Source organism: Nocardia sp. NPDC002869, assembly GCF_046764065.1.
Taxonomy (GTDB): Bacteria; Actinomycetota; Actinomycetes; order Mycobacteriales; family Mycobacteriaceae; genus Nocardia; species Nocardia rhamnosiphila.
Genome location: NZ_JBKOOL010000097.1, coordinates 1 through 21,771 on the forward strand (window position 1 = coordinate 1; position 21,771 = coordinate 21,771).

The following is a 21,771-nucleotide window of genomic DNA, read 5'->3' on the forward strand; positions in this document are numbered from 1 at the left end:
CTCGAGATTTCGAGTGCCCGGCGGTTTGCCCGGTCGGGGCGCGCGGAGCCGGCCCGGACGGTTCAGCTGTCCTCGGGTGTCCGCGTACCGGCCAATTGCGCGCCGACCGCTCGCAGTGCGTCGAGGTCGGTCACATCGAACGGCAGCGCGGTCACCGAGACGATCGGCACCCGCGGATGCGCGCCCGTGAACCGGTGCAGCAGATGCTGTTCGCGCCGTGCGGTCGCGACCCGCTGCGCGTGGACGCGCAGCACTCCCGCCGATAGCGGATCCGAATCATCGAGCCCGTCGGCGGCTGTGAGAGCGTGATCCGAGGGCAGCGAGCACAGCATCGGATGGGTCCGGTTGAGTACCAGCCCGGCCAGCGGCATCTGTTCGGTGGACAGCCGGTCCACGAAGAACGACGCCTCGCGTAGCGCATCGGGTTCCGGCGCGGCGACCACCAGGAAATGGGTACCGGGTTTGGCCAGCATGGCGAACGTGCGATTGGCCCGCTCCTGGAAGCCGCCGAAGAGAGATTCCAGTGATTGCAGGAAGTTCGAGGCGTCCTTGAGCATCTGGCCGCCCACGATGGTCGACACCCCGCGTACGGCCAGGGCCATGGCGCCCGTGACGAACCGCCCCACGCCCCGGCCGGGCGCCATGATGACCCGGATCATCCGGCCCTCCAAGAAGGTGCCGAGCCGTTTGGGGGCATCGAGAAAGTCCAGGGCGTTGCGTGAGGGCGGGGTATCCACGACAACCAGATCCCATTCGCGGTGCCCGGCGAGCTGGCCCAGCTTCTCCATCGCCATGTATTCCTGGGTGCCGCCGAACGAGGAGGCCACCGCTTGGTAGAAGGGGTTGGCGAAGATCTGCTCGGCCTTGTCGGCGGAGGTGTGCTCCAGCACCATCTCGTCGAAGGTGCGCCGCATGTTCAGCATCATGGCGTGCAACTCGCCCTTGGCCTCCGGCCCCAGCTCGACCCGCTGCGGACTGTTGTCCAGGTCCGCGACGCCCAGCGACTGGGCCAGCCGGCGAGCCGGATCGATGGTGAGGACGACGACCTTGCGTCCCTGTTCGGCCGCGCGCAACGCGATCGCCGCCGCCGTGGTGGTCTTCCCGACGCCGCCCGAACCGCAGCACACCACGACGCGAGCCGTCGGGTCGCCGAGGATGGTCGAGATGTCGAGGGGGGCCGGACCGGCCGGTCGGGTGCTCATCGGACTCCCTGCTCGCTCAAATGGGCGGCCAGTTCGTAGAGACCGCCCAGGTCCATACCGTTGGGGAGGGCGGGCAGCAGCAGCCGGGCGACCTCCAGATCCAGCAGTTCGGCCGCGCTGGTGTCCTGGGCGCCGAGGGTGGCCGAATGCTCCACTGTCTCGGTGAGCAGGCCCGCGAAGTCGGCCGCGGACAGGGTGATCCCGGCGGATTCCAATCCGGCGCGCACGGCGTCGGTATCGAGTTCACCGGCTGCCGCGGCGGCCCGCGCCTGTGCGCTGAGCGGGCTGTGCGCGGCCCGGTTGACGATCACGCTGCCGATACGCAGATCATTTCCGCGCAGCTCGGCGATGGCGTCCAGGGTCTCCTGGACCGGCAGTGCCTCGAGCAGCGTCACCAGGTGGATCACCGTCTGGTCCGAATGCAGCAGTTTGGACACCCCGTCGGCCTGGGCGGCGATCGGGCCGCCCTTGGCGAGTTCGGCCATGGCCTGGGTGACGTCGAGGAAACCGGCGATCCGGCCGGTCGGCGGTGCGTCGACGACCACCTCGTCGTAGACGGGACGCCCGGTTCTATCGGATCGGACCACGCATTCCTTGATCTTGCCGGTCAGGATGACATCGCGCAGGCCCGGCGCGATGGTGGTGACGAAATCTATGGCGCCCATCCGGCGCATCGCCCGGCCGGCGAAACCGAGGTTGTAGAACATATCGAGGTATTCCAGGAACGCGTGCTCGATATCGAGTGCGAGGGCCACCACTTCGCCGCCGCCGTCGGCGGTGGCGATCTTCGTTTCGGTGGGCGGCAACGGCGGCAGATCGAACAGTTGGGCGATCGACTGGCGGTTCTCCACCTCGACCAGCAGCACCCGCCGCCCCCCGGCGGCCAACGCCAGTGCCAGGGACGCGGACACCGTCGACTTACCGGTGCCGCCCTTACCGGATACGTAGTGCAGGCGGGCGTTCGTCGCGCTGTCGGGCCACCCCGTCTTCAGGCCCGGTTCGGCCGATTCCGACATCGTCGTTGGTTCTGCCACGGTCGCGAGCCTATAACTCGCACTGGACGGACGCCCGCATACTGGGGTTTGTGCGGATGTGGTGTACCAGACACCGGGACCGCCCCTCTATCACCGGACCCGCGGTTGCGCCGTGGGCCTCGCGGACGGCACCCAGTAGGCTCCGTGCGCATGAGCGATGTGACCCAGTGGGAATACGCGACCGTACCGCTGCTGACGCATGCGACCAAACAGATCCTGGATCAGTGGGGCGCCGACGGCTGGGAGCTGGTGACCGTGCTGCCCGGGCCGACCGGTGAGCAGCACGTCGCCTACCTCAAGCGGCCGAAGCAGTAAGCGCCATGGCGGAATCCGAAGCGAATCGGCCCGTGACCGAATGGCGGGCCAACTTCGACCGGCTCGGTCTGACGGTGCCTCCCGTGGTGGCTCCGGTGGCCGCGTACGTGCCCGCGATACGCACCGGCAACCACGTCTACACCTCCGGACAGCTGCCGTTCGTGGCGGGCGAGCTGTCGGCGATCGGGAAGGTCGGGGCCGAGGTCTCGCTCGACGAGGCGGTGGCCGCGGCCCGCTGGTGCGCGGTGAACGCGCTGGCCGCCGTCCACGACCTGGTCGGCCTCGACGAGGTCGTACGGATCGTGAAGGTGGTCGGATTCGTCGCCTCGGCACCGGGATTCACCGATCAGCCGCTGGTGATCAACGGCGCCTCGGAGTTCCTCGGTGAGGTGTTCGGGCCCGCGGGCGCGCACGCGCGCTCGGCGGTCGGGGTTTTCGAACTGCCGAAGAACACCCCGGTGGAGGTCGAACTGATCGCCGAGGTGCGCTGAGCAGGACGGACGCTCCCGGTTCGGCAGACCTGCCGCGTTGCCCATAGATTCGAACGGGCGACTTTCGAATTGGAGGTGTTGTGGTGACACTCACCCATCCGGCCTACGGGCAACTGCGCGTGGTGACGCCGTCGGCGTCGGTACTGCTCGCGAACAATCCGGGACCGATGACTCTGGACGGTACGAACACCTGGATCCTGCGAGCACCCGATCGCGCGGACTGTGTGGTGGTGGACCCGGGCCCGGACGACCCGAAGCACATCGCGGCGATCGCCGAGGCGACCGGCGGCGCGGTGGCGCTCACCCTGATCACCCATCGGCATCCCGACCATACGGGCGGTATCGACGAGTTGGTGCGGCTGACCGGGACACCGGTACGGGCCATGGACCCGGAGTTCCTGCGCGGTGAAGCGGCGGTGCTGACCGACGGTGAAGTGGTCGAGGCCGCGGGTCTGCGGATCACGGTGCTGCACACTCCCGGGCATACGGCCGATTCGGTGAGTTTCCTGCTCGCGGACGCGCTCCTGAGCGGGGACACCATTCTCGGCCGCGGCACCACGGTGCTCGATCGCGACGGCACGCTTCGGGACTATCTGGGGTCGATGGACCGGTTGCTCGAAGCCGGTGCCGGGCGGGCCCTGCTGCCCGCCCACGGTCCGGATCATCCGGATGTGGAACCGGTGGCGCGGTACTACATCGCGCATCGGCACGAGCGGCTCGCGCAGGTCCGTGCGGCGCTGCAAGAGCTCGGTGCCGACGCGGACGCCATGGATGTGGTGCGCAGGGTGTACTCCGATGTCGACGAGAGCCTGTGGCCGGCCGCCCGCAGCTCGGTGGAATCACAGCTCACGTATCTGCGGTCGGAGCGGGACACGCAGAACTGAGTCGAGCGTATTCGGCAGCGCGCGGCGCGCCGAGGGGACGATAACCCTCGGAGCGCCGCCCGCTCTACGTAGTAGCGCCGGAAGTGCGGAGCGCGCCGGTATCAATCGGTGACGGCGGAGCCGGGTCCGCCCTCCGCAATCGGGCGGATACCCGGGCGTGCCGGGAAGTCGGTGCCGCGGTGTCAGCGAGCCCGGCGGGCCAGCCGCTCGGAATCGGAGATCAGCACACTCTTGCCCTCGAGGCGCAGCCAGCCGCGATGCGCGAAATCGGCGAGCGCCTTGTTGACCGTCTCGCGGGAGGCGCCGACGAGCTGGGCGATCTCCTCCTGGGTCAGGTCGTGGGTCACCCGCAGCGCGCCGGCCTCCTGGGTGCCGAACCGCTGGGCGAGCTGCAGCAGCGCCTTGGCGACCCGGCCGGGGACGTCGGTGAAGATCAGGTCCGCCAGGTTGTTGTTGGTCCGGCGCAGCCGGCGGGCGAGTACCCGCAGCAGCTGTTCGGCGATCTCGGGTCGCTGATCGATCCACGACTTGAGCGCGTCCCGATCCATGGTCACCGCGCGCACCTCGGTCACCGTGGTGGCCGTCGAGGTACGTGGCCCCGGATCGAAGATCGACAGCTCGCCGAACATATCCGACGGACCCATGATGGTCAGCAGGTTCTCCCGGCCGTCCGGGGACCGGCGGCCCAGCTTCACCTTGCCGGACGTGATGATGTACAGCCGATCACCCGGTTCGCCCTCGTTGAAGATGACGTGGCCGCGAGGGAAATCCACGGGCTGCAGCTGTTTGGCGAGCGCAGCCACCGCGGTGGGCTCAACGCCTTGGAAGATGCCTGCTCTGGCGAGGGCCTCGTCCACGAATGTGCTCCTTAGGGAAATGGCTGTAGTCGTCGGGCGGACCGATGCGGTTCGGCCGACAGTGCAGTCTACGCGGCCTTATCGCCGCGCAGTGACAGACACCACGTAAGGAAGGTTAACCGTGGGCGAGTCGGGGCGGTACGGCCGCCCGCGCGATCGGCCCGCATTCGGGCCTGGTCGATCAGCTCGCACGGGCGATGTCGACGGTCTCGCGCGCCTCCTCGCTGCGATTACGGCGGCGGCGCATACGCGCGACCGCCGCCGGTAGTCCGAGCTTCGTCAGCTCGTTGACCTCGGCGTTGCTGGCCTTGTCCAGGTAGGCCTGGACTTCCTCGTCGGGCTCGAGAAGTTTGCGCAGACGGTTCTCCACCCGTTCCATGCCGAGTGCGAACAGCATCAACACCACTGGGAAGAGCACCACAGCGAGTCCTTGCATGCCGGGTAGTTAACACGGTCGAGGTCTCAGATGGAATACGGGAGTAGAACTGAGAAGACAACGTTGTCGGACGGTTCCGTATGGTGGACGGGTGCGTACCTCCCCCTCAGAAACCGTCGGAAGCGACATTTCCGGCACTGCCGAGGCGGCTGTCGTGCGCCCGGCCGCCGACGCGGCGCGCACGCGTAAATCCAGTACTCGACCGGCGGAAACGCGTTTGGGTCTGGTGCGTCGCGCCCGCCGGATGAACCGGCTTCTGGCGCGCGCATTTCCCGACGCCCATTGCGAGTTGGATTTCGGTACTCCGCTGGAACTCGCGGTGGCCACGATCCTGTCGGCGCAATGCACGGATGTGCGAGTGAATATGACCACTCCCGCTCTGTTCGCCGCCTATCCCGACGCGCGGGCATATGCCGAGGCCAACCGTGCGGAGCTGGAAGAACTCATCCGCCCCACGGGTTTCTATCGCAACAAGGCGAATTCACTCATCGGCCTCGGACAGGCACTCCTCGAACACTATGACGGTGAATTACCTCACACGATGGCGGAGCTGGTCCGTTTACCGGGCATCGGCCGAAAAACCGCCAATGTGATTCTCGGTAACGCATTCGGAATTCCGGGGATCACCGTCGATACCCATTTCGGCCGGTTGGTGCGCCGCTGGGGGTGGACCACCGAGGAGGACCCGGTAAAAGTCGAACACGCGATCGGTGCGCTGATCGAGCGCAAGGAGTGGACGATGCTGTCGCACCGGGTGATCTTCCACGGGCGCCGGGTCTGTCATGCCCGGAAGCCGGCGTGCGGGGTCTGCCTGCTGGCAAAGGACTGCCCCTCCTTCGGGGCCGGGCCCACCGATCCGGAAGCGGCGGCCGAACTCGTGAAGGGGCCCGAGGCGCCGCATCTGCTCGAACTGGTGGGCCGTTGAGTCGCGTACCGGTTCTCTGGAAATGGGCATTGACGGCGGTAATCGTGGGATTGGCGGCCGCGATCGCTTTCTGGCCGCGCGGTGGTTCGGAAAACGCCGGGCCCGTCCCCCGACCCCCCCGGACGATCGAACCCGCGCTGCGGGCGGCATCGGGGGCCGCGCAATGCCCCACCGCTGCGGCGCCGGCGGAGCGTCCGGGTCCACTGACGGATCTGGTGCTGAGCTGTCTGGCCGATGCCGCGCCGGCGTACCCGGGCCGCCTCACCGGCCGGCCCGTCGTGCTCAACCTCTGGGCGTACTGGTGCCGGCCGTGCCGTACCGAACTACCGCTCTTCCAGGAATACGCCGACCGGGCGGGCTCCGCGGTGCAGGTGATCACGGTGCACAGTGACCCGGACGAGGCGAAAGCACTCGCGCTGCTCGCCGCGCTCAACGACGATCTGCGGGCGCAGGGGCGCGCGGAACTGCACCTGCCGGGCATGCAGGACCCCGACGCCCGGGTCCGTGCCGCCGCGCAGGCGCCTACCGCCCTGCCGATCACCGTCCTGGTCCGCCCGGACGGTTCGATCGCGGACTATGTCGCCCGTCCGTTCCGCGACGCCGACGATATCGCCGCAAGTGTGGCCGGCGCACTGGGAGTCACCGCGTGAGGCGATACCTCCGCCTTCGCTTCGGCCTCCGCCGACCGGATGTAATCCCGCCGCGGGGAGGCCCGATGAGGCGATACCTCCGCCAACGTTTCGGCCTCCGCCGACCGGATGTAATCCCGCCGGGGGGAGGCCCGACGAGGCGATACCTCCGCCAACGTTTCGGCCTCCGCGGACTGCAGGTAACCCCCTCGAGGGAGGCTTTGTGAGCGAAGATCGAGTGCCGCCCTGGCTTAGTGGGGCGGAGGGGCCGGGCCGCCCCGATTTCTCCGACACCCTGGGCCGGACGCGGATCCTGCGGCGCACAATGGCGGGCAAAGTCCGTGAGGCCGCGGTGCTGGTGCTCTTCGCGGGTGATCCGGCCGGCGACCCGGCCGCGCCCGGCGGGCTGCCCGCCGATGCCGAGGTCCTGCTCACCCAGCGCGCGTCCACCATGCGGCAGCACCGCGGGCAGGTGGCGTTCCCCGGTGGCGCCGTGGACCCCGGCGACGACGGCCCGGTCGATACCGCGCTGCGGGAGGCATGGGAGGAAACCGGCCTGGAGCGGACCGGCGTGCAGCCGATCACCACGCTGCCGAAACTGTTCGTTCCGCCGTCGCGCTTCGATGTGACCCCCGTCGTCTCCTACTGGCGCACCCCGAGCGAGGTGCGTGTGATGGACCGGGCGGAAACCGATCGCGTGGTGCGGGTTCCGCTGGCGGATCTCCTCGACCCGGCCAACCGCTTTCTGGTGCGCAGCGCGCTCGGGTACCGGAGCCCGGCCTTCCAGGTGGACGGAATGTTGGTCTGGGGGCTCACCGGCGGCATACTGGCCGGACTCATGACTTCACTGGGCTGGGAATCGGAATGGGACCGAACCGACGTGCGTGATCTGGAAGAGGCGTTGGCCGCGGTGGGGATGGTGTTGTGAGCTCCTCCGCGTGGCTCGATATAGCGGTTGTCATATTGGCTCTCCTGGCTGCCTCCTCCGGGTGGCGGCAGGGGGCGGTGGCGTCCGCACTGGCTTTTCTCGGGGTGGTGCTCGGCGCGGTCGCCGGCATCCTGATCGCCCCGCACATTCTCTTGCACATCGACGAGGGCCGCAGCCGGGTACTGGCCGGGGTCCTGCTCATCGTGCTGCTGGTGATCGTCGGCGAGGTCGCCGGCATGGTGCTGGGCCGGGCGGCGCGCAGCGGGATGACCCATCCCTTCGCGCGCGGTGCCGACAGCGCGGTCGGCGCGGTGCTGCAGACCGGCGCCGTGCTGGTGACGGCCTGGCTGCTGGCCCTTCCGCTGGCGACCTCGTCGCAGCCCGCCATCGCCTCGGCCATCAACAGTTCCCGCGTACTCGCCGACGTCAACCGGGTCGCCCCGGACTGGTTGCGCCACTTGCCCAACGAGTTCTCCAAACTGCTCAACACCTCGGGCCTGCCGGATGTGATCGGCCCGTTCGGGCGCGCGCCCATCGCCGCGGTGGAACCGCCGGATCCGAGCGTGCTGGCCAGCCCGGTCGCCGCTTCCCTGCAGCAGAGCGTGCTGCGTATCCGCGGTGTGGCACCGAGCTGCCAGCGGGCGCTGGAGGGTTCCGGGTTCGTGGTGGCGCCGGAGCGGGTGATGACCAATGCGCACGTGGTGGCCGGAACCACCAGTGTGACGGTGGATTCCGCGGCCGGACCGCTGGATGCCACAGTGGTCGAATTCGACCCGTCCATGGATATCGCGGTGCTGTCGGTGCCCGGGTTGGTCGCGCCGGTCATTCCGCAGGCTCCGGAGCCGGCCGGAACAGGTGAGAGCGCGATCGTGCTCGGCTATCCCGGCGGTGGCCGGTACACGGCGAGCGCGGCCCGGGTGCGCGAGACGCTGGACCTGACCGGTCCCACCATCTACCGGGACGGCACGGTGGAGCGTGAGGTGTACACCGTGCGCGGCTCGGTGCGGGCCGGTAATTCGGGTGGCCCCCTGGTCGATACCGAGGGCAAGGTGCTGGGCGTGGTGTTCGGCGCCGCCGTCACCGACGACGACACCGGTTACGTGCTCACCCTCGACGAGGTCCGGGAGCGGATCGATATCGCACCCTCGGCCGGTTCGCCGGTGGACACCGGCCCCTGCGTACTGAGCTGACGGCGGGCAGCCGGCCGGGCTGGCGGTATCTCGGGTGGTGCTGCCGGCCGGGCCGACCTCGTCAGGCGTAACGGCCCGGTCTTCGCCGGTCCGTCCCGGCGAGCAGTTTCGCGATCTCCGCGGTGACCGCCTCCGGGTTCTCCAGATGCGCGAAATGCGCGGCATCCCGGATGGTGACCACTCGGCGGTGCGGTGACAGCTGCGGGCCGCGGTGCACGGTGGCGGGCAGGATGTAGCGGTCGAATTCGCCGCGCATGGAGACCACCGGGATATCGATCGGCCGACGCATCACGGCCATGAACCGGCGACCGTCGGCCCGCCACTGGCTGCGGAAGGCCCAGCGCCGGTATTCCAGCCCGCAGTGGGCGGTCCCGGGAATCTGGATGGCCGAACGCATCCGGTCCGCGCTGGCGGCGAATTCCGCGGTGCGCGCCCAGGACCGCGCGCCGCGGCCGGCCAGGATCCGCACGGCTCCGGCACCGTCGTCGCGGGTGAGCCGGTGCTCGGGGTAGCGGGGAAGCTGGTCGCGCAGGAACTCCGGCAACCACGCTCGACGCTGGGCATTGTCCCGCAGTACCGAACTCTTCAGGGCCGCCGGATGCGGCGAGGACACCACGGCGATCGACCGGACCAGCCGTGGGTGCAGGACCGCGGTCGCCCAGCAGACCAGCCCACCGTCCGCATGCCCGACCAGAGTCGCGCCGGTGTGCCCGAGCGCGCGGATCAGCCCGGCGATATCACCGGCCAGTGTCCAGCCGTCGTAGCCGCGCGGCGGTTTGTCGCTGTCGCCGTAGCCGCGCAGATCGACCGCGACCACATGGTTGCCGAGGTCGGCGAGTGCGGTGAGCTGATGGCGCCACGACCACCAGAAGTCCGCGAACCCGTGCAGCAGGACGACCAGCGGCGCGTCCGGATGCTCCGGTCCGGCACTCGCGATGTGCAGGCGTATCCCGTTGGCGTGCACATCGCGGTGCGTCCAGGGGCCGCCGAAGCGCACGCTGGACGGGTCCGGTGGAAAGTTCGACGCCACGACGTCCGAGCGTAGTGAACGCCGGGGCGTCGCGGTGTGCCGGTCCCGCCTACCGCTGCGTGGTCTTCTCCAGCGCGCTGGGCTCGTCGTGGCTGCCGAACCCGGAGGGCAGGACCGTACGGGTCTGCTTGAGCGAATCGATGGTCTTCTCCGGCGCGCGCAGTTTCTTCACCTTGCGGTAGCCGAGGAACGCCAGCAGCGCGGTCACCAGGATCATGAGCGCGAAGACGATCCAGAACGCGGCCCACCGGGTGAGCCAGATGTCCAGGGTCTCGGCCACGGCGAAGAAGAAGAAGAAACTGCTGAACAGCAGCACGGTCAGTGCGCCGATGAAGAAGACGCTGCCCTGCAGGCCCTTCTTGATCTCACCGGTGACCTCGGCCTTGGCGAGGGCGACCTCGGCGCGGACCAGGGTCGAGACCTGCTCGGAGGCGTCGCGGACCAGACTGCCGAAACTGGCCGATGCGTGCGGGTCGATCTCGGACAGCGGAATCGAGGTGACCGTGCCGCCTCGTACACCGTCTCCGTTACCGCCCTGTGTGACACTCACGTGGTCGACCCTCTTCCTGTCCCGATCCTGCTCGGTCTTACTGTTCTGGTTCTAGCGCATCCGCGTCGTGCCGTGCTCGGTGGACACGCCCACGCCGCAACAGTAGCGCCGAACCGACCAGTGATGCGGCCATGGACGTCACCAGGACCGCGGCCTTGGCGAGTTCGGCGGAATCGGGATAGTCCTCCAATGCCAGTTCCGCCACCAGCAGGCTAACGGTGAACCCGATCGCGCCCAGCACCGACAGGGCGAACATGTCCCGATAACCCAGATGCGCGGGCCGTTCGGCGATTCCGGCACGGACGGCCAACCAGCTGATCCCGAAGATGCCGGTGGTCTTACCGATGAGCAGACCGAGAATGATCGCCAGCGACAGCCGGTCGGTGAACAGATCGCCGAGAACCTCCGCGTTGATCGGTACCCCGGCCGCGAAGAGCGCGAACAGTGGTACGCACAGCCCGGCCGAAATGGGTTGGAAACGGTGCTCCCAGCGGGCGGCCGGGGCTTCGGCTTCGCCCTCGTCCGGCCGGACCCGGGTGAGCAGACCGCAGGCCACGCCCGCCAGCGTCGGATGGATATGCGCTTCGTGCAGCGCGTACCAGCAGACCAGGGCCAATGGAATGTAGATCAGCGGGGAGGTCCACCGCTTGTGCTGTGCGAACCACCAGCCCGCGCAACAGACCAGTGCGGCCGCCAGCCAGGCGAAAGCCAAGCCGGTGGTGAACAGTACCGCGATGAGCGCGATCGCCATCAGATCGTCGACCACGGCCAGGCTCAGAAGGAAGACCCGTGCGCCGGCCGGGATCCGGGAACCGGTCATGGCCAGCACCGCGAGGGCGAAGGCGATATCCGTGGCGACCGGAATCGCCCAGCCGCGGTCCATCCCGTCGACCCCGAAACCCACCGTGTAGGCGATGATCGCCGGGGTCACCACCCCGCCGGCGGCCGCGATGATCGGGAGCGCGGCGCGTTTGGGGTCGGCGAGTTCGCCCACGACGAGTTCGCGTTTGAGTTCGAGACCGGCCACGAAGAAGAAGACGGCGAGCAGTCCGTCCTGCACCCAGTCGGCCAGGGTGAGGTCCAGGTGCAGCGGCGGGATCGCCAGACGGGTTTCGGTGAGTGTGAGGTAGCTCTGGCCCCACGGCGAGTTCACCCAGAGCAACGCCACCGCGGCCGCGATGAGCAACAGTGCGCCCCCGACGGTTTCGGTGCGCAGGTATCGGGCGAGTTCCAGCCGGGGGTTGGTGACCACGGGAAACCTCTCGGTCGCATGGACGTCTACCGCGCCCGCCGTGGAAGTTTTCTTCCGTGGACACGCGCGCATCTCGCCGACCAGACTTCCCGGCACACCTGGAGCAATTGTATTGGCGCCGCCCCGACGCCGCGAAACGGGTCCCGCCCACGCAAGCCGACCGGCCGGAGAAGGCCGTGGGTTGGCGTGGGCGGGCACCCGGATCGGTTTCGGTCAGTCGGCCCGGCCGGCCCGGATGGATTCGAAGACCTGCGGATCGACCAGGGTCGAGGTATCACCGAGCTCCCGGCCCTCGGCCACATCGCGCAGCAACCGGCGCATGATCTTGCCGCTGCGGGTCTTCGGCAGTTCGGGCACCACGTGGATCTCGCGCGGGCGGGCGATCGGACTGATCTCGCGGGCCACCTCGGCCTTGAGTTCGTCGACCATCGCGGCCCCGGTGTCGGTGGCCTCGGCGGTGAGGATGACGAAGGCCACGATGCCCTGACCGGTCGTCTCGTCGCTGGCGCCGACCACCGCCGCCTCCGCCACGCCGGAGTGCCCCACCAGCGCCGATTCCACTTCGGCGGTGGAGATGCGATGACCGGAAACATTCATCACATCGTCGACCCGGCCCAGTACCCAGAGGTCGCCGTTGACATCGAGTTTGGCGCCGTCGCCGGCGAAGTACCAGCCCTGGTCGGCGAAACGATCCCAGTAGGTGGCCCGGTACCGCTCCATATCGCCCCAGATACCACGCAGCATCGACGGCCACGGCTGGTCCAGGACCAGATAGCCGTTGGCCTCGGTCTCGCCGCGCCGCACGGTCTTGCCCTCTTCGTCGACCACCGCGGCCGATACACCGGGCACGGGGGTCATGGCGGCGCCCGGTTTGGTCGCGGTGATACCGGGCAGCGGCGAGATCATGATGGCGCCGGTCTCGGTCTGCCACCAGGTGTCCACGATCGGGGCGGTGCCGGAGCCGATCACGTCCCGGTACCAGCGCCAGGCCTCCGGGTTGATGGGTTCGCCGACCGACCCGAGCACGCGGATGCTGGACAGATCATGCGCATCGGGGATCTGGCGGCCCCATTTCATGAAGGTGCGCACCAGCGTCGGCGCCGTGTAGTAGATGGTGACGCCGTACTTCTCGATGATCTGCCAGTGCCGATGCTCGTCGGGGAAATTCGGCGTGCCCTCGTAGAGCACCTGGGTGGCGCCGTTGGCCAGCGGGCCGTAGACGATATAGCTGTGCCCGGTCACCCAGCCCACATCGGCGGTGCACCAGTACACATCGGTTTCGGGTTTGTGGTCGAAGACCACCCGGTGGGTATAGCTGGTCTGGGTGAGGTAGCCGCCGCTGGTGTGCAGGATGCCCTTGGGCTTACCGGTGGTCCCCGACGTGTACAGGATGAACAGGGGGTGTTCGGCATCGAAGGCCTGCGCCTCGTGCACCGGATCGGCCTGCGCGACCGACTCGTGCCACCAGAGGTCGCGACCCTCGGTCCACTCGACCTCGGTGCCGACCCGGCGGACCACCAGGACGTGTTCGACGCTGGAGGGCGCATCGCCCCTGGCGAGCAGCGCCTCGTCGACGGCTTCTTTCAGCGGTGCGGGATTACCGCGTCGCCACTGACCGTCGACGGTGATGACCAGCCGCGCTTCGGCGTCGTCGATCCGCTGGCGCAGCGCGGTCGGCGAGAAACCGGCGAAGACCAGCGAATGCGGCAGCCCGAGACGGGCACAGGCCAGCATCGCCACGATGGTCTCGGGAATCATCGGCATATAGATCGCGACCCGGTCGCCCGCGGTCAGCCCGAGTTCGGTCAGGTAGTTGGCGGCCCGGCTCACCTCGGTGAGCAGATCGGAATAGGTGATGGTGCGGGAATCGCCCGGTTCGCCCTCCCAGTGCAGCGCGACCTTGTCGCCGCGCCCCTCCAGCACATGCCGGTCCACGCAGTTGTAGGCGACATTGAGCCGGCCGCCGACGAACCATTTCGCGACCGGTGCGTCGGTCCAGTCGAGTACCTGGCTCCACCGCTCGTGCCAGTGCAGGTGGTCGGCCTGTTCGGCCCAGAACGCTTCGCGGTCCTGCGCGGCACGCTCGTAGATACCGGCATCGACATTCGCCGCGGCAGCGAACTCCGCACTCGGCGGGTAGGCGTCCGGGTGATCGGCGGTTTCGGTCATCTGAGTCACTTCCTTCGCGTTACCTGCACCATAAAGGGCCATATGTGACCCTAGACTCTCGTTCCGGCCCGCCGAGGTGATCCCGGGACGAATGGTCGCCGGTGCCCGGTGAGCGGCAGTCGGCGTCCGACGAACGGCCGCCCGCGGCGCGGTGGCGGCGGTCACGCCGTCGATACGAGAGTTCACGAACCCGGCGGGAACGCGCAACGGGCCCTATAGTCTGCTGACAACTCTGCGGGGTGCCGAGGCCGTGGTCGTGACGAGCCGGGAGGGTGTGTGAGGGGATCGTCGTGGGTGCTGCGGGCGGCCGCCCTGGTACTCGTTCTGGTCGGCGTGACGGTACTGCCGGCCTGCACGGTGACACCGGCTCTCGGTGAATCGATCGCGGTCAACGGGTCCGAACCACAGAACCCGCTGGTCCCGTCGAATACCAACGAGAACGGCGGCGGGCGCATCGTGGACCGGTTGTTCGCCGGACTGCGCCGCATCGCGGCGGACGGCAGTCTGCACGACGAGGTCGCCGAATCGATCGAGACCACCGATCAGCAGTTCTACCGGATCCGGCTGAAACCCGGCTGGACGTTCACCGACGGTTCCCCGGTGACCGCGCATTCGTTCGTCGACGCCTGGAACTACGGCGCCCTGGTCACCAACGCGCAGCTGCAGAGCTACACCTATGCGCCGATCGCCGGGTTCGAGGACGTACAGGCCGACCCGCCCCGGGCGCGGACCATGTCGGGGCTGCGGGTTCTCGACGATCTCACCTTCACCGTCGCGCTGAAAGAGCCCACCATCGACTTCCGGACCCGGCTGGCCTATGCCCCGTTCTATCCGCTGCCCGCGGCGGCGTACCCGGATATGGAGGCGTTCGGGCAGCGACCGATCGGCAACGGGCCGTACCGCTTCGCGGCCGCCGACGCCTGGCAGCACGATGTGAAACTGGACCTGGTGCCCAACGAGAGCTACCGGGGCGGGCGTCCGGCCCGTAACAAGGGCCTGACCTTCGTGTTCTATTCGGACTTCGACGCCGCCTACGCCGATCTGCTGGCCGGCAACCTCGATGTGCTGGATACGGTTCCCTCCAGCGCGCTGACCGTCGTGGACGACGATCTGGGGGAGCGGGCGGTCTCGGCCCCGACCGCACAGAACCAGTGGATCGGGACCCAGCCGGGCCTGCCGCATTTCGGCGGAGAGGAAGGCCGGCTGCGCCGGCACGCGATCTCCATGGCCATCCAGCGGCAGGCCATCGGCGACAAGATCTTCCGGGGCACCCGCGCCCCCGCCCGCGACTACACCTCCCGGGTACTTCCGGGCTACGACGGTGATCTGCCGGGCGCGCAGCTGCTGGACTACAACCCCGACGAGGCGCGCCGGCTGTGGGCGAAGGCCGATGAGATCGCACCGTGGTCCGGGCGTTTCGAGATCGCCTACAACGCCGACGGCGACCATCAGGCGTGGGTGGACGCGGTCGCCAACAGCATCAAGAACACCCTCGGTATCGAGGCCGTGGGCGCGGCCCTGCCGACGTTCAAACAACTGCGCGATCAGATCACCTCCCGGACCGTCGGCAAAGCGTTCCGGTCGGGCTGGCAGGGCGACTATCCGACCATGCTGCAGTTCCTGGAGCCGGGTTTCCTGAGCAACTCCGAGACCAACGATTTCGACTACCACAACCCGGAATTCGACGCGCTCGTCGCGGCCGCCGAGGCGGCATCCACCGAGGCCGACTCGTGGGCGCTGGTGGGCCGGGCGCAGACGCTGCTGTTGCGCGATATGCCGACCATCCCGATCTTCGACTACGTCAACTCGGCCGGGTACTCCGAGCGGGTGCGCGGGGTCGTCTTCGGCTGGAACGGCCTGGCCGATTTCGAGAACATCGAGCTGATATGACCGCTGCCGGCGAATCCTCGCCCCGACCGCAGGAGTGCCCATGGCGTGGTATGTAGTGCGGCGGCTGCTGCAGATGATCCCGGTGTTCTTCGGCGCGACCCTGCTCATCTACTTCCTGATCTACAAGGTCTCCGGCGGCTCGGTCGCCGCGCTGGCCGGTGACCGCACCCTCACGCCCGCGCTGGAAGCGCAGCTGAAGGCGCGCTACCACCTCGACCGCTCCTTCCTGGTGCAGTACCTCTACTACCTGAAGGGCATCTTCACCTTCGATCTCGGCACCACGTTCTCCGGCCGTTCGGTGAAAGACGAACTGGCCCGTGCTTTTCCGATCACCATCCGGCTCACGCTGCTGGCGCTGCTGTTCGAGGCGGTGTTCGGCGTGCTGTTCGGGACGCTGGCCGGGCTGCGCAAGGGCAAGCTGTTCGACTCCACCATGCTGGTGCTGAGCCTGGTGGTGATCGCGGTGCCGGTCTTCGTCCTCGGTTTCCTCGCGCAGTACCTGCTGGGCGTCGAATGGGGGATCGCGCCGGTCACCGTCGGTGCCGACGCGAGCTGGGGTCGCTTGATCGTGCCGGCGCTGGTGCTCGGCTCGTTGTCCTTCGCCTATGTACTGCGGCTGACCCGCAATGCCGTGGCCGAGAACCGGGACGCCGACTACGTGCGTACCGCCACCGCCAAGGGCCTGCCGCGACGCCGGGTGGTCCGGGTGCACATCCTGCGCAATTCGCTCATCCCGGTGGTCACCTTCCTGGGCGCCGATCTGGGCGCACTGATGGGTGGTGCGATCGTGACCGAGGGCATCTTCAACATCCCGGGCGTCGGCGGCACCCTCTACCAGGCGGTCGTCCGGGGAGAAGCCCCGACGGTCGTCTCGTTCGTCACGGTCCTGATCGTGGTGTTCCTGCTCGCCAACCTGCTGGTGGACCTGCTGTACGCCGTGCTCGATCCGCGGATTCGCTATGCCTGAACAGGAGTGCGGTCATGTCCGATGACAAGCCGGCCCGGCCGACCAGGCCCGACCGGCAACGCTGGGTCGCCGCGGCGGACGCAGTGACCGTGGAAACCACCGATCGGGTGCGGGTGGCGGGCGCACCGCGGGGGTTCTGGGGGCAGGCCTGGCGCGGTCTGCGCCGCAATCCACTGTTCCTGATCGCGATGGCGCTCATCGCCCTGGTCCTGGTGGTGGCGGCCCTTCCGGGGCTGTTCACCGATCAGGACCCGCGCTACTGCGTGGTCGACAACAGTCTGTTGCCGCCCAGTTCGGCGCACTGGTTCGGATTCGACCTGCAGGGCTGCGATATCTATGCCCGTACCGTCTACGGGGCGCGGGCCTCGGTCCTCGTCGGGGTCGGCGCGGCCCTGCTGTTCGTACTGATCGGCGCGACCCTCGGCGCGCTGGCCGGTTACTACGGCGGCCCGCTCGATTCGGTGATATCCCGGATCTCCGAGATCGTGTACGCCGTCCCGCTGATGCTCGCCGCCATCGTGCTGATGCAGCTGTCGACTACGCGCACGGTCGGGCTGGTGATCGTCACCCTCGCCGGTTTCACCTGGCCGCAGGCGGCCCGGATCGCCCGCGGCGCGGTGATCGCCGCGAAGAACAGCGAATACGTACTGGCGGCCCGGGCGCTCGGCGTCTCCCGCTTCGGCATCCTGGTCCGGCACGTGCTGCCGAACTCGCTGGGTCCGGTGATCGTGGTGACCGCGATCTGGCTCGGGGTCTTCATCGTCACCGAGGCCACCCTGTCGTTCCTGGGTGTCGGCCTGCCGCCCACCGAAGTCTCCTGGGGCGCCGATATCGCCACCGGTCAGCAGCAGTTGCGCGGCGGTTCGCTGATCCTGTTCTATCCGGCCACCGCGCTGGCGCTGACGGTTCTCGGTTTCATCATGCTCGGTGACGCACTCGGCGACGCCCTGGATCCGAAAGGCCGGGCGTCGAGGTGATCACTGTGGGCGAACGGATTCGAGGCGGGGAGCAGATATGACCGACAACGCCCAAGAGGAGCGTCCGCTGCTGCGGATCCGGGATCTGCGGATCGCGTTCGGAGACGGGGACAATCGGGTGGACGCGGTATGCGGCGTCGACCTGACGGTGTATCCCGGGGAGACGGTGGCCATCGTCGGCGAGAGCGGTTCCGGGAAATCGACGACCGCGCACGCGATCATCGGCCTGCTCCCGCGCGCCGGCCGGATCGTCTCGGGCAGTATCGAATTCGACGGCACCGAACTGACCGGCGCGGCCGAATCGCGCCTGGTGGAGTTGCGGGGTACGAGAATCGGTTTCGTTCCGCAGGACCCGATGTCGAACCTCGATCCGGTGCACAAGATCGGATTCCAGATCCGGGAGACTCTCGCGGCCAACGGTATCGCCCGCGGCCGCGCCGCCCGGGATCGGGCGGTGGAACTGCTGCGCTCCGCGGGGATACCGGATCCCGAGCAGCGGGTCGACCAGTACCCGCACGAATTGTCCGGCGGCCTGCGGCAGCGCGCGTTGATCGCGATGGCGTTGTCGGGACGCCCCGGGCTGCTGATCGCCGACGAACCGACCTCCGCTCTCGATGTCACCGTGCAGCGCCGGATCCTCGACCATATCGACAGCCTCACCGGTGAGTTCGGGACGGCGATGCTGCTCATCACCCACGATCTCGGCCTTGCCGCCGAACGCGCCGAACACCTGGTGGTGATGTATCGCGGCCGGGTCGTGGAATCGGGGCCCGCGCTGGAACTGTTGCGCGATCCGCGGCACGAGTACACCCGCAAACTGGTCGAATCGGCACCGTCCCTGGCGGCCGCCCGGCGGCCGGAGCGAGTCCGCGAACTCGCCACCCGGGATGCCGTCCTGGTGGCCGACCGGCTCACCAAGAGATACCGGGCCCGCGGTTCGGTGCCGTGGCGACCGGGAGAATCCGTGGCCGTCGAAGACGTCTCGTTCACGCTGCACCGTGGGCGCACCACCGCACTGGTCGGGGAGTCGGGGTCCGGCAAGTCCACGGTCGCGCAACTGGTGCTCGGTCTGCTGGAACCCAGTTCCGGATCGGTTGTCTTCGACGGCGCGGATATCGGTCGCCTGAAAGGGCGCGAGCAGACCCGGTTCCGCCGCCGGGTGCAACCGATCTTCCAGAACCCGTACGCCTCGCTGGACCCCCTGTATTCGATCCATCGTTGTATCGACGAACCACTGCGAACCCACGGGATCGGCACCCGTACCGAACGGGAGAGCCGGGTCCGCGAACTGCTGGAACACGTCGCGCTGCCCGGCAGCGTGCTGGACCGCTATCCCGACGAGCTGTCCGGCGGCCAGCGGCAGCGCGGCGCCATCGCGCGCGCCCTGGCCCTGGAGCCGGAACTGCTGGTCTGCGACGAAGCGGTCTCGGCGCTCGATGTCCTGGTCCAGCAGAACATCCTCGATCTGCTCACCCGGCTCCAGGACGAACTGGGCCTGACCTATCTGTTCATCACCCACGATCTGGCGGTGGTCCGTCAGCTCGCCGACGAGGTCCTGGTGATGCACGGCGGCCGGATCGTCGAAGCGGCCCCGGTCGGGGAGATTTTCGAATCCCCGCGCGAGGAGTACACCCGCCGCCTGCTCGCGGCCATCCCCGGCCGCGAACTGCTCACCGGCTGAACCCGGCCGCTACCGCCGCCGGCGGCGAGGCGCTGCTCGCCTGCGGGGCTGGCGCCCGAGCCGGGATCCGGCGGCGGTAGCGTGCTGATCCGTGACCGATCCGCTCGCGCCGCTCATCGAACTGCCCGGGGTCCGGGCCGCCGCCGACAAGGCCCGCGACGCGCTGGCCGAGGTCCACCGGCACCGGGCGAACCGCCGCGGCTGGGCCACCACCGCCGCGGAGGCCTCCGTGCGCGCCGCCCGCTCGTCGGCGGCGTTGGCGGGCGGCAGTACGGAATTGCCGGCCGACGGCGCGATCAGCGACCCGATCCTGGCCGGTGCGCTGCGGGTGGGACAGGTACTCGACGGCGACGCGCTGCGCAACCTGATCGGCATCTGGGAGCGTGCGCCGCTGCAGGCACTGGCCCGGCTACACCTGCTGGCGGCCGCCGACCTGGTCGCCGAGGAGGACGAATTGGGTCGTCCGCGCGCCGACGGCGGCGTCGCGGAACGCCTGGACGTGCTGGCGCAGACGCTGCTCACCACCTCCGCACCCGCACCGGTCACCGCGGCCGTGGTGCACGGTGAGCTGCTGACCCTGAAACCGTTCGGTTCGGCCGACGGACTGGTCGCCCGGGCCGCCTCCCGGCTGGTGACGGTGGCAAGTGGGCTCGACCCTCGCTCGCTCGGCGTTCCCGAGGTCTTCTGGCTGCGCCGGCGCCAGGCTTATCTGGACGCGGCGGCCGGGTTCGGGTCGGGGACCGCAGAGGGTGTCGGCGGCTGGGTGCTGTTCTGCTGCGGTGCGCTCGAGGACGGCGCGCGCGAAGCGACATCGATAGCGGACGCCGCTGCCGGCTGATCAGGGCGCATCCGCTCGCGGGTAGATCTGTCCTTGAACGTCAAAGCGGGCGGTTTGGTCGTAAGACCTCACCGCCCGCGAGCACGGACTACCTGGTTACCATGCGTGCTGGTTTGGGTTGTGTTCTCCGGCCTCGGCGTTCCTCCGGGCTCCGCAGCAGCTCATCCCCGCAGCTATGCGAGGCCATCGCCGGCAACGAACCGGATTTCGCAGGCCCACAACGCTTCTGCCCTTGTCGCGGCGAGCTCCGCGTGGGTGCCAGGTGTCCGTGCTGGGAAGGGTGGGTCGGGAGACTGAGCCTTCTCTTCCGGCTCCGCCTTGGCCTTCCTTCCTTCCGTGCCTCCATTTTTACACTGTGACTGCACTCACATCAAGGGCTGACGCAACTTCGTGGAACAAATGGAAATCGGGCACGCCAGTCGGAGACTTATGCTATAAGTCCAGGTCGTAAGGGGTGTTCATCGTCGTCGCAGCAGTCGGTAGGTCACTGCTCCCGCGACAAGTGCGCCGACCGCGACGGCGAGCCCCGTGGCCACGGTTTTCGACGGCGCCTGAAAGCGTGACCACAGTGAGACCGGGTTGGAGAAGCCGAGTACGGGCCAGCCCCGGTTCGTTGCCTCGCGGCGCAGACCGCGGTCGGGATTGACCGCGGTGGGATGGCCGACCGCGGTCAGCATCGGCAGATCGGTGATCGAATCGGAATAGGCGTAGCAGCGCGCGAGGTCGTAACCCTCTGCCGCGGCGAGCTTCTCGATCGCGGTGACCTTTCCTTCGCCGTAACAGTAGAAGTCGACCACGCCGGTGTACTTGCCGTCCACGACCTCCATCCGGGTCGCGGCGGTATGGGTGGCGCCCAGCGCTTCGGCGATCGGAGCCACCACTTCCTCGCCCGAGGCGGAGACGATCACCACATCGTGTCCGCGAATGCGGTGGTCGGCGATGAGGTCGACGGCCTCCGCGTAGATCAGCGGGTCCACCAGCTCGTGCAGGGTTTCCGCCACGATCGACCGGATCTGGGCGACATCCCAGCCGGCGACCATATCGGTGAGGTGCGCCCGCATCCGCTCCATCTGATCGTGGTCGGCGCCGGAGAGCAGGAACATGAAGTGGGCGTAACTGCTCTCCAGTACGGCCCGTCGATTGATCAGGCCCTGATCGAAAAACGGTTTGCTGAACACGTAAGTGCTCGATCTGGCTATCACCGTCTTGTCCAGATCGAAGAAGGCGGCGATGCGGCCGTTCTCGTGGTGCCGATCGCCGGGAGATGGTGTCGTTTTACCGGAGCCCGTCACCGCTCCAGGATAGGCATCAGCGCGTCGCGTGTCGTGCCCGCTATGCGCCTGCATGCGTGCTGACCAGTGGTTTTCCCATCCCGAGGGGAGTGAGGGTGACCTGTGGAACTTCTTTGTCGTCGGGCTTGCGTTCCGGCCCGTTCTTGGGTGTAGTATTGCTGGCACCTGGACATGTTCCAGGCGTGTTCAGCCCGACCCCCCGGGGCTGAACCCCGACGGCCCCAGCCTCCTCCC

At 68.4% G+C, this 21,771-nt stretch carries 21 protein-coding genes; 12 read left to right on the forward strand and 9 right to left on the reverse strand.

Going from position 1 to position 21,771, the window contains the following annotated elements; genetic code table 11:
* Positions 1 to 62: 62 nt before the first annotated feature.
* Together ACLML9_RS18390 and ACLML9_RS18395 are read right to left on the reverse strand one after the other, a co-directional pair.
* Complete coding sequence (locus tag ACLML9_RS18390) at positions 63 to 1,202, reverse strand: ArsA family ATPase (protein ID WP_411946685.1); 1,140 nt, start codon at positions 1,200 to 1,202, stop codon at positions 63 to 65.
* Positions 1,199 to 2,218, reverse strand: coding sequence for an ArsA-related P-loop ATPase (locus tag ACLML9_RS18395; protein WP_411946699.1), 1,020 nt, complete (start codon positions 2,216 to 2,218; stop codon positions 1,199 to 1,201). Before ACLML9_RS18395 ends, ACLML9_RS18390 begins: the two co-directional genes overlap by 4 nt.
* Positions 2,219 to 2,386: 168 nt before the next feature.
* Here ACLML9_RS18395 and ACLML9_RS18400 point away from each other — a divergent pair, with 168 nt between their 5' ends.
* The 3 genes from ACLML9_RS18400 (at position 2,387) to ACLML9_RS18410 (ending at position 3,926) form a co-directional block, all read left to right on the forward strand.
* Positions 2,387 to 2,551 (forward strand): DUF4177 domain-containing protein, encoded by a 165-nt coding sequence (locus ACLML9_RS18400; protein ID WP_085995322.1) that lies wholly within the window; start codon positions 2,387 to 2,389, stop codon positions 2,549 to 2,551.
* A 5-nt stretch (positions 2,552 to 2,556) separates the two neighbouring features.
* Positions 2,557 to 3,042: a RidA family protein gene (locus ACLML9_RS18405; protein WP_411946686.1), complete on the forward strand. Its 486-nt coding sequence runs from the start codon at positions 2,557 to 2,559 to the stop codon at positions 3,040 to 3,042.
* 68 nt (positions 3,043 to 3,110) lie between these two features.
* Positions 3,111 to 3,926, forward strand: coding sequence for an MBL fold metallo-hydrolase (locus ACLML9_RS18410; RefSeq protein WP_411946700.1), 816 nt, complete (start codon positions 3,111 to 3,113; stop codon positions 3,924 to 3,926).
* 182 nt (positions 3,927 to 4,108) lie between these two features.
* Here the strand turns inward: ACLML9_RS18410 and ACLML9_RS18415 are convergent, their stop codons facing one another.
* Together ACLML9_RS18415 and ACLML9_RS18420 are read right to left on the reverse strand one after the other, a co-directional pair.
* The gene (locus tag ACLML9_RS18415; RefSeq protein ID WP_030524212.1) at positions 4,109 to 4,783 is read right to left on the reverse strand and encodes a Crp/Fnr family transcriptional regulator; all 675 of its coding nucleotides are present in this window, start codon (positions 4,781 to 4,783) and stop codon (positions 4,109 to 4,111) included.
* Between the two features lie 181 nt (positions 4,784 to 4,964).
* The gene (locus ACLML9_RS18420) at positions 4,965 to 5,204 is read right to left on the reverse strand and encodes a hypothetical protein (RefSeq protein ID WP_081877169.1); all 240 of its coding nucleotides are present in this window, start codon (positions 5,202 to 5,204) and stop codon (positions 4,965 to 4,967) included.
* A gap of 169 nt (positions 5,205 to 5,373) precedes the next feature.
* Between ACLML9_RS18420 and nth the strand changes: the two genes are divergently transcribed.
* From nth to ACLML9_RS18440, 4 genes are all read left to right on the forward strand, one after another.
* Positions 5,374 to 6,144, forward strand: coding sequence for an endonuclease III (gene nth / locus ACLML9_RS18425; protein ID WP_411946701.1), 771 nt, complete (start codon positions 5,374 to 5,376; stop codon positions 6,142 to 6,144).
* On the forward strand, positions 6,141 to 6,794 hold the full coding sequence (locus ACLML9_RS18430; protein ID WP_411946687.1) for a TlpA family protein disulfide reductase: 654 nt from the start codon (positions 6,141 to 6,143) through the stop codon (positions 6,792 to 6,794). The genes nth and ACLML9_RS18430 overlap by 4 nt, the downstream gene beginning before the upstream one ends.
* Before the next feature lie 202 nt (positions 6,795 to 6,996).
* A complete protein-coding gene (locus ACLML9_RS18435; protein ID WP_411946688.1) occupies positions 6,997 to 7,701 on the forward strand; it encodes an NUDIX hydrolase in 705 nt (234 codons plus the stop codon).
* A complete protein-coding gene (locus tag ACLML9_RS18440) occupies positions 7,698 to 8,891 on the forward strand; it encodes a MarP family serine protease (protein WP_411946689.1) in 1,194 nt (397 codons plus the stop codon). Before ACLML9_RS18435 ends, ACLML9_RS18440 begins: the two co-directional genes overlap by 4 nt.
* A 61-nt stretch (positions 8,892 to 8,952) precedes the next feature.
* Here the strand turns inward: ACLML9_RS18440 and ACLML9_RS18445 are convergent, their stop codons facing one another.
* The 4 genes from ACLML9_RS18445 to acs form a co-directional block, all read right to left on the reverse strand.
* Positions 8,953 to 9,921, reverse strand: coding sequence for an alpha/beta fold hydrolase (locus tag ACLML9_RS18445; protein WP_411946690.1), 969 nt, complete (start codon positions 9,919 to 9,921; stop codon positions 8,953 to 8,955).
* Between the two features lie 49 nt (positions 9,922 to 9,970).
* Complete coding sequence (locus ACLML9_RS18450) at positions 9,971 to 10,471, reverse strand: phage holin family protein (protein WP_030524205.1); 501 nt, start codon at positions 10,469 to 10,471, stop codon at positions 9,971 to 9,973.
* A gap of 37 nt (positions 10,472 to 10,508) precedes the next feature.
* Positions 10,509 to 11,723, reverse strand: a complete 1,215-nt coding sequence (gene nhaA / locus ACLML9_RS18455; protein WP_411946691.1) for a Na+/H+ antiporter NhaA — start codon at positions 11,721 to 11,723, stop codon at positions 10,509 to 10,511.
* 213 nt (positions 11,724 to 11,936) lie between these two features.
* Positions 11,937 to 13,892: an acetate--CoA ligase gene (gene acs / locus ACLML9_RS18460; protein WP_411946692.1), complete on the reverse strand. Its 1,956-nt coding sequence runs from the start codon at positions 13,890 to 13,892 to the stop codon at positions 11,937 to 11,939.
* Between the two features lie 276 nt (positions 13,893 to 14,168).
* Between acs and ACLML9_RS18465 the strand changes: the two genes are divergently transcribed.
* The 5 genes from ACLML9_RS18465 to ACLML9_RS18485 all read left to right on the forward strand — a co-directional run bounded on the left by ACLML9_RS18465 (position 14,169) and on the right by ACLML9_RS18485 (position 20,245).
* A complete protein-coding gene (locus ACLML9_RS18465) occupies positions 14,169 to 15,782 on the forward strand; it encodes an ABC transporter substrate-binding protein (protein WP_411946693.1) in 1,614 nt (537 codons plus the stop codon).
* A 40-nt stretch (positions 15,783 to 15,822) separates the two neighbouring features.
* Positions 15,823 to 16,749, forward strand: a complete 927-nt coding sequence (locus tag ACLML9_RS18470) for an ABC transporter permease (RefSeq protein WP_411946694.1) — start codon at positions 15,823 to 15,825, stop codon at positions 16,747 to 16,749.
* Between the two features lie 14 nt (positions 16,750 to 16,763).
* A complete protein-coding gene (locus tag ACLML9_RS18475; RefSeq protein ID WP_411946695.1) occupies positions 16,764 to 17,726 on the forward strand; it encodes an ABC transporter permease in 963 nt (320 codons plus the stop codon).
* A gap of 37 nt (positions 17,727 to 17,763) precedes the next feature.
* Complete coding sequence (locus ACLML9_RS18480; protein WP_411946696.1) at positions 17,764 to 19,407, forward strand: dipeptide ABC transporter ATP-binding protein; 1,644 nt, start codon at positions 17,764 to 17,766, stop codon at positions 19,405 to 19,407.
* A 91-nt stretch (positions 19,408 to 19,498) separates the two neighbouring features.
* Positions 19,499 to 20,245 carry an oxidoreductase gene (locus tag ACLML9_RS18485; RefSeq protein ID WP_411946697.1) on the forward strand — a complete coding sequence of 249 codons (747 nt, stop codon included), beginning with the start codon at positions 19,499 to 19,501 and terminating at the stop codon, positions 20,243 to 20,245.
* Between the two features lie 458 nt (positions 20,246 to 20,703).
* Here ACLML9_RS18485 and ACLML9_RS18490 read toward each other — a convergent pair whose 3' ends face one another.
* The gene (locus tag ACLML9_RS18490) at positions 20,704 to 21,537 is read right to left on the reverse strand and encodes an HAD family hydrolase (RefSeq protein ID WP_411946698.1); all 834 of its coding nucleotides are present in this window, start codon (positions 21,535 to 21,537) and stop codon (positions 20,704 to 20,706) included.
* Between the last annotated feature and the right edge of the window lie 234 nt (positions 21,538 to 21,771).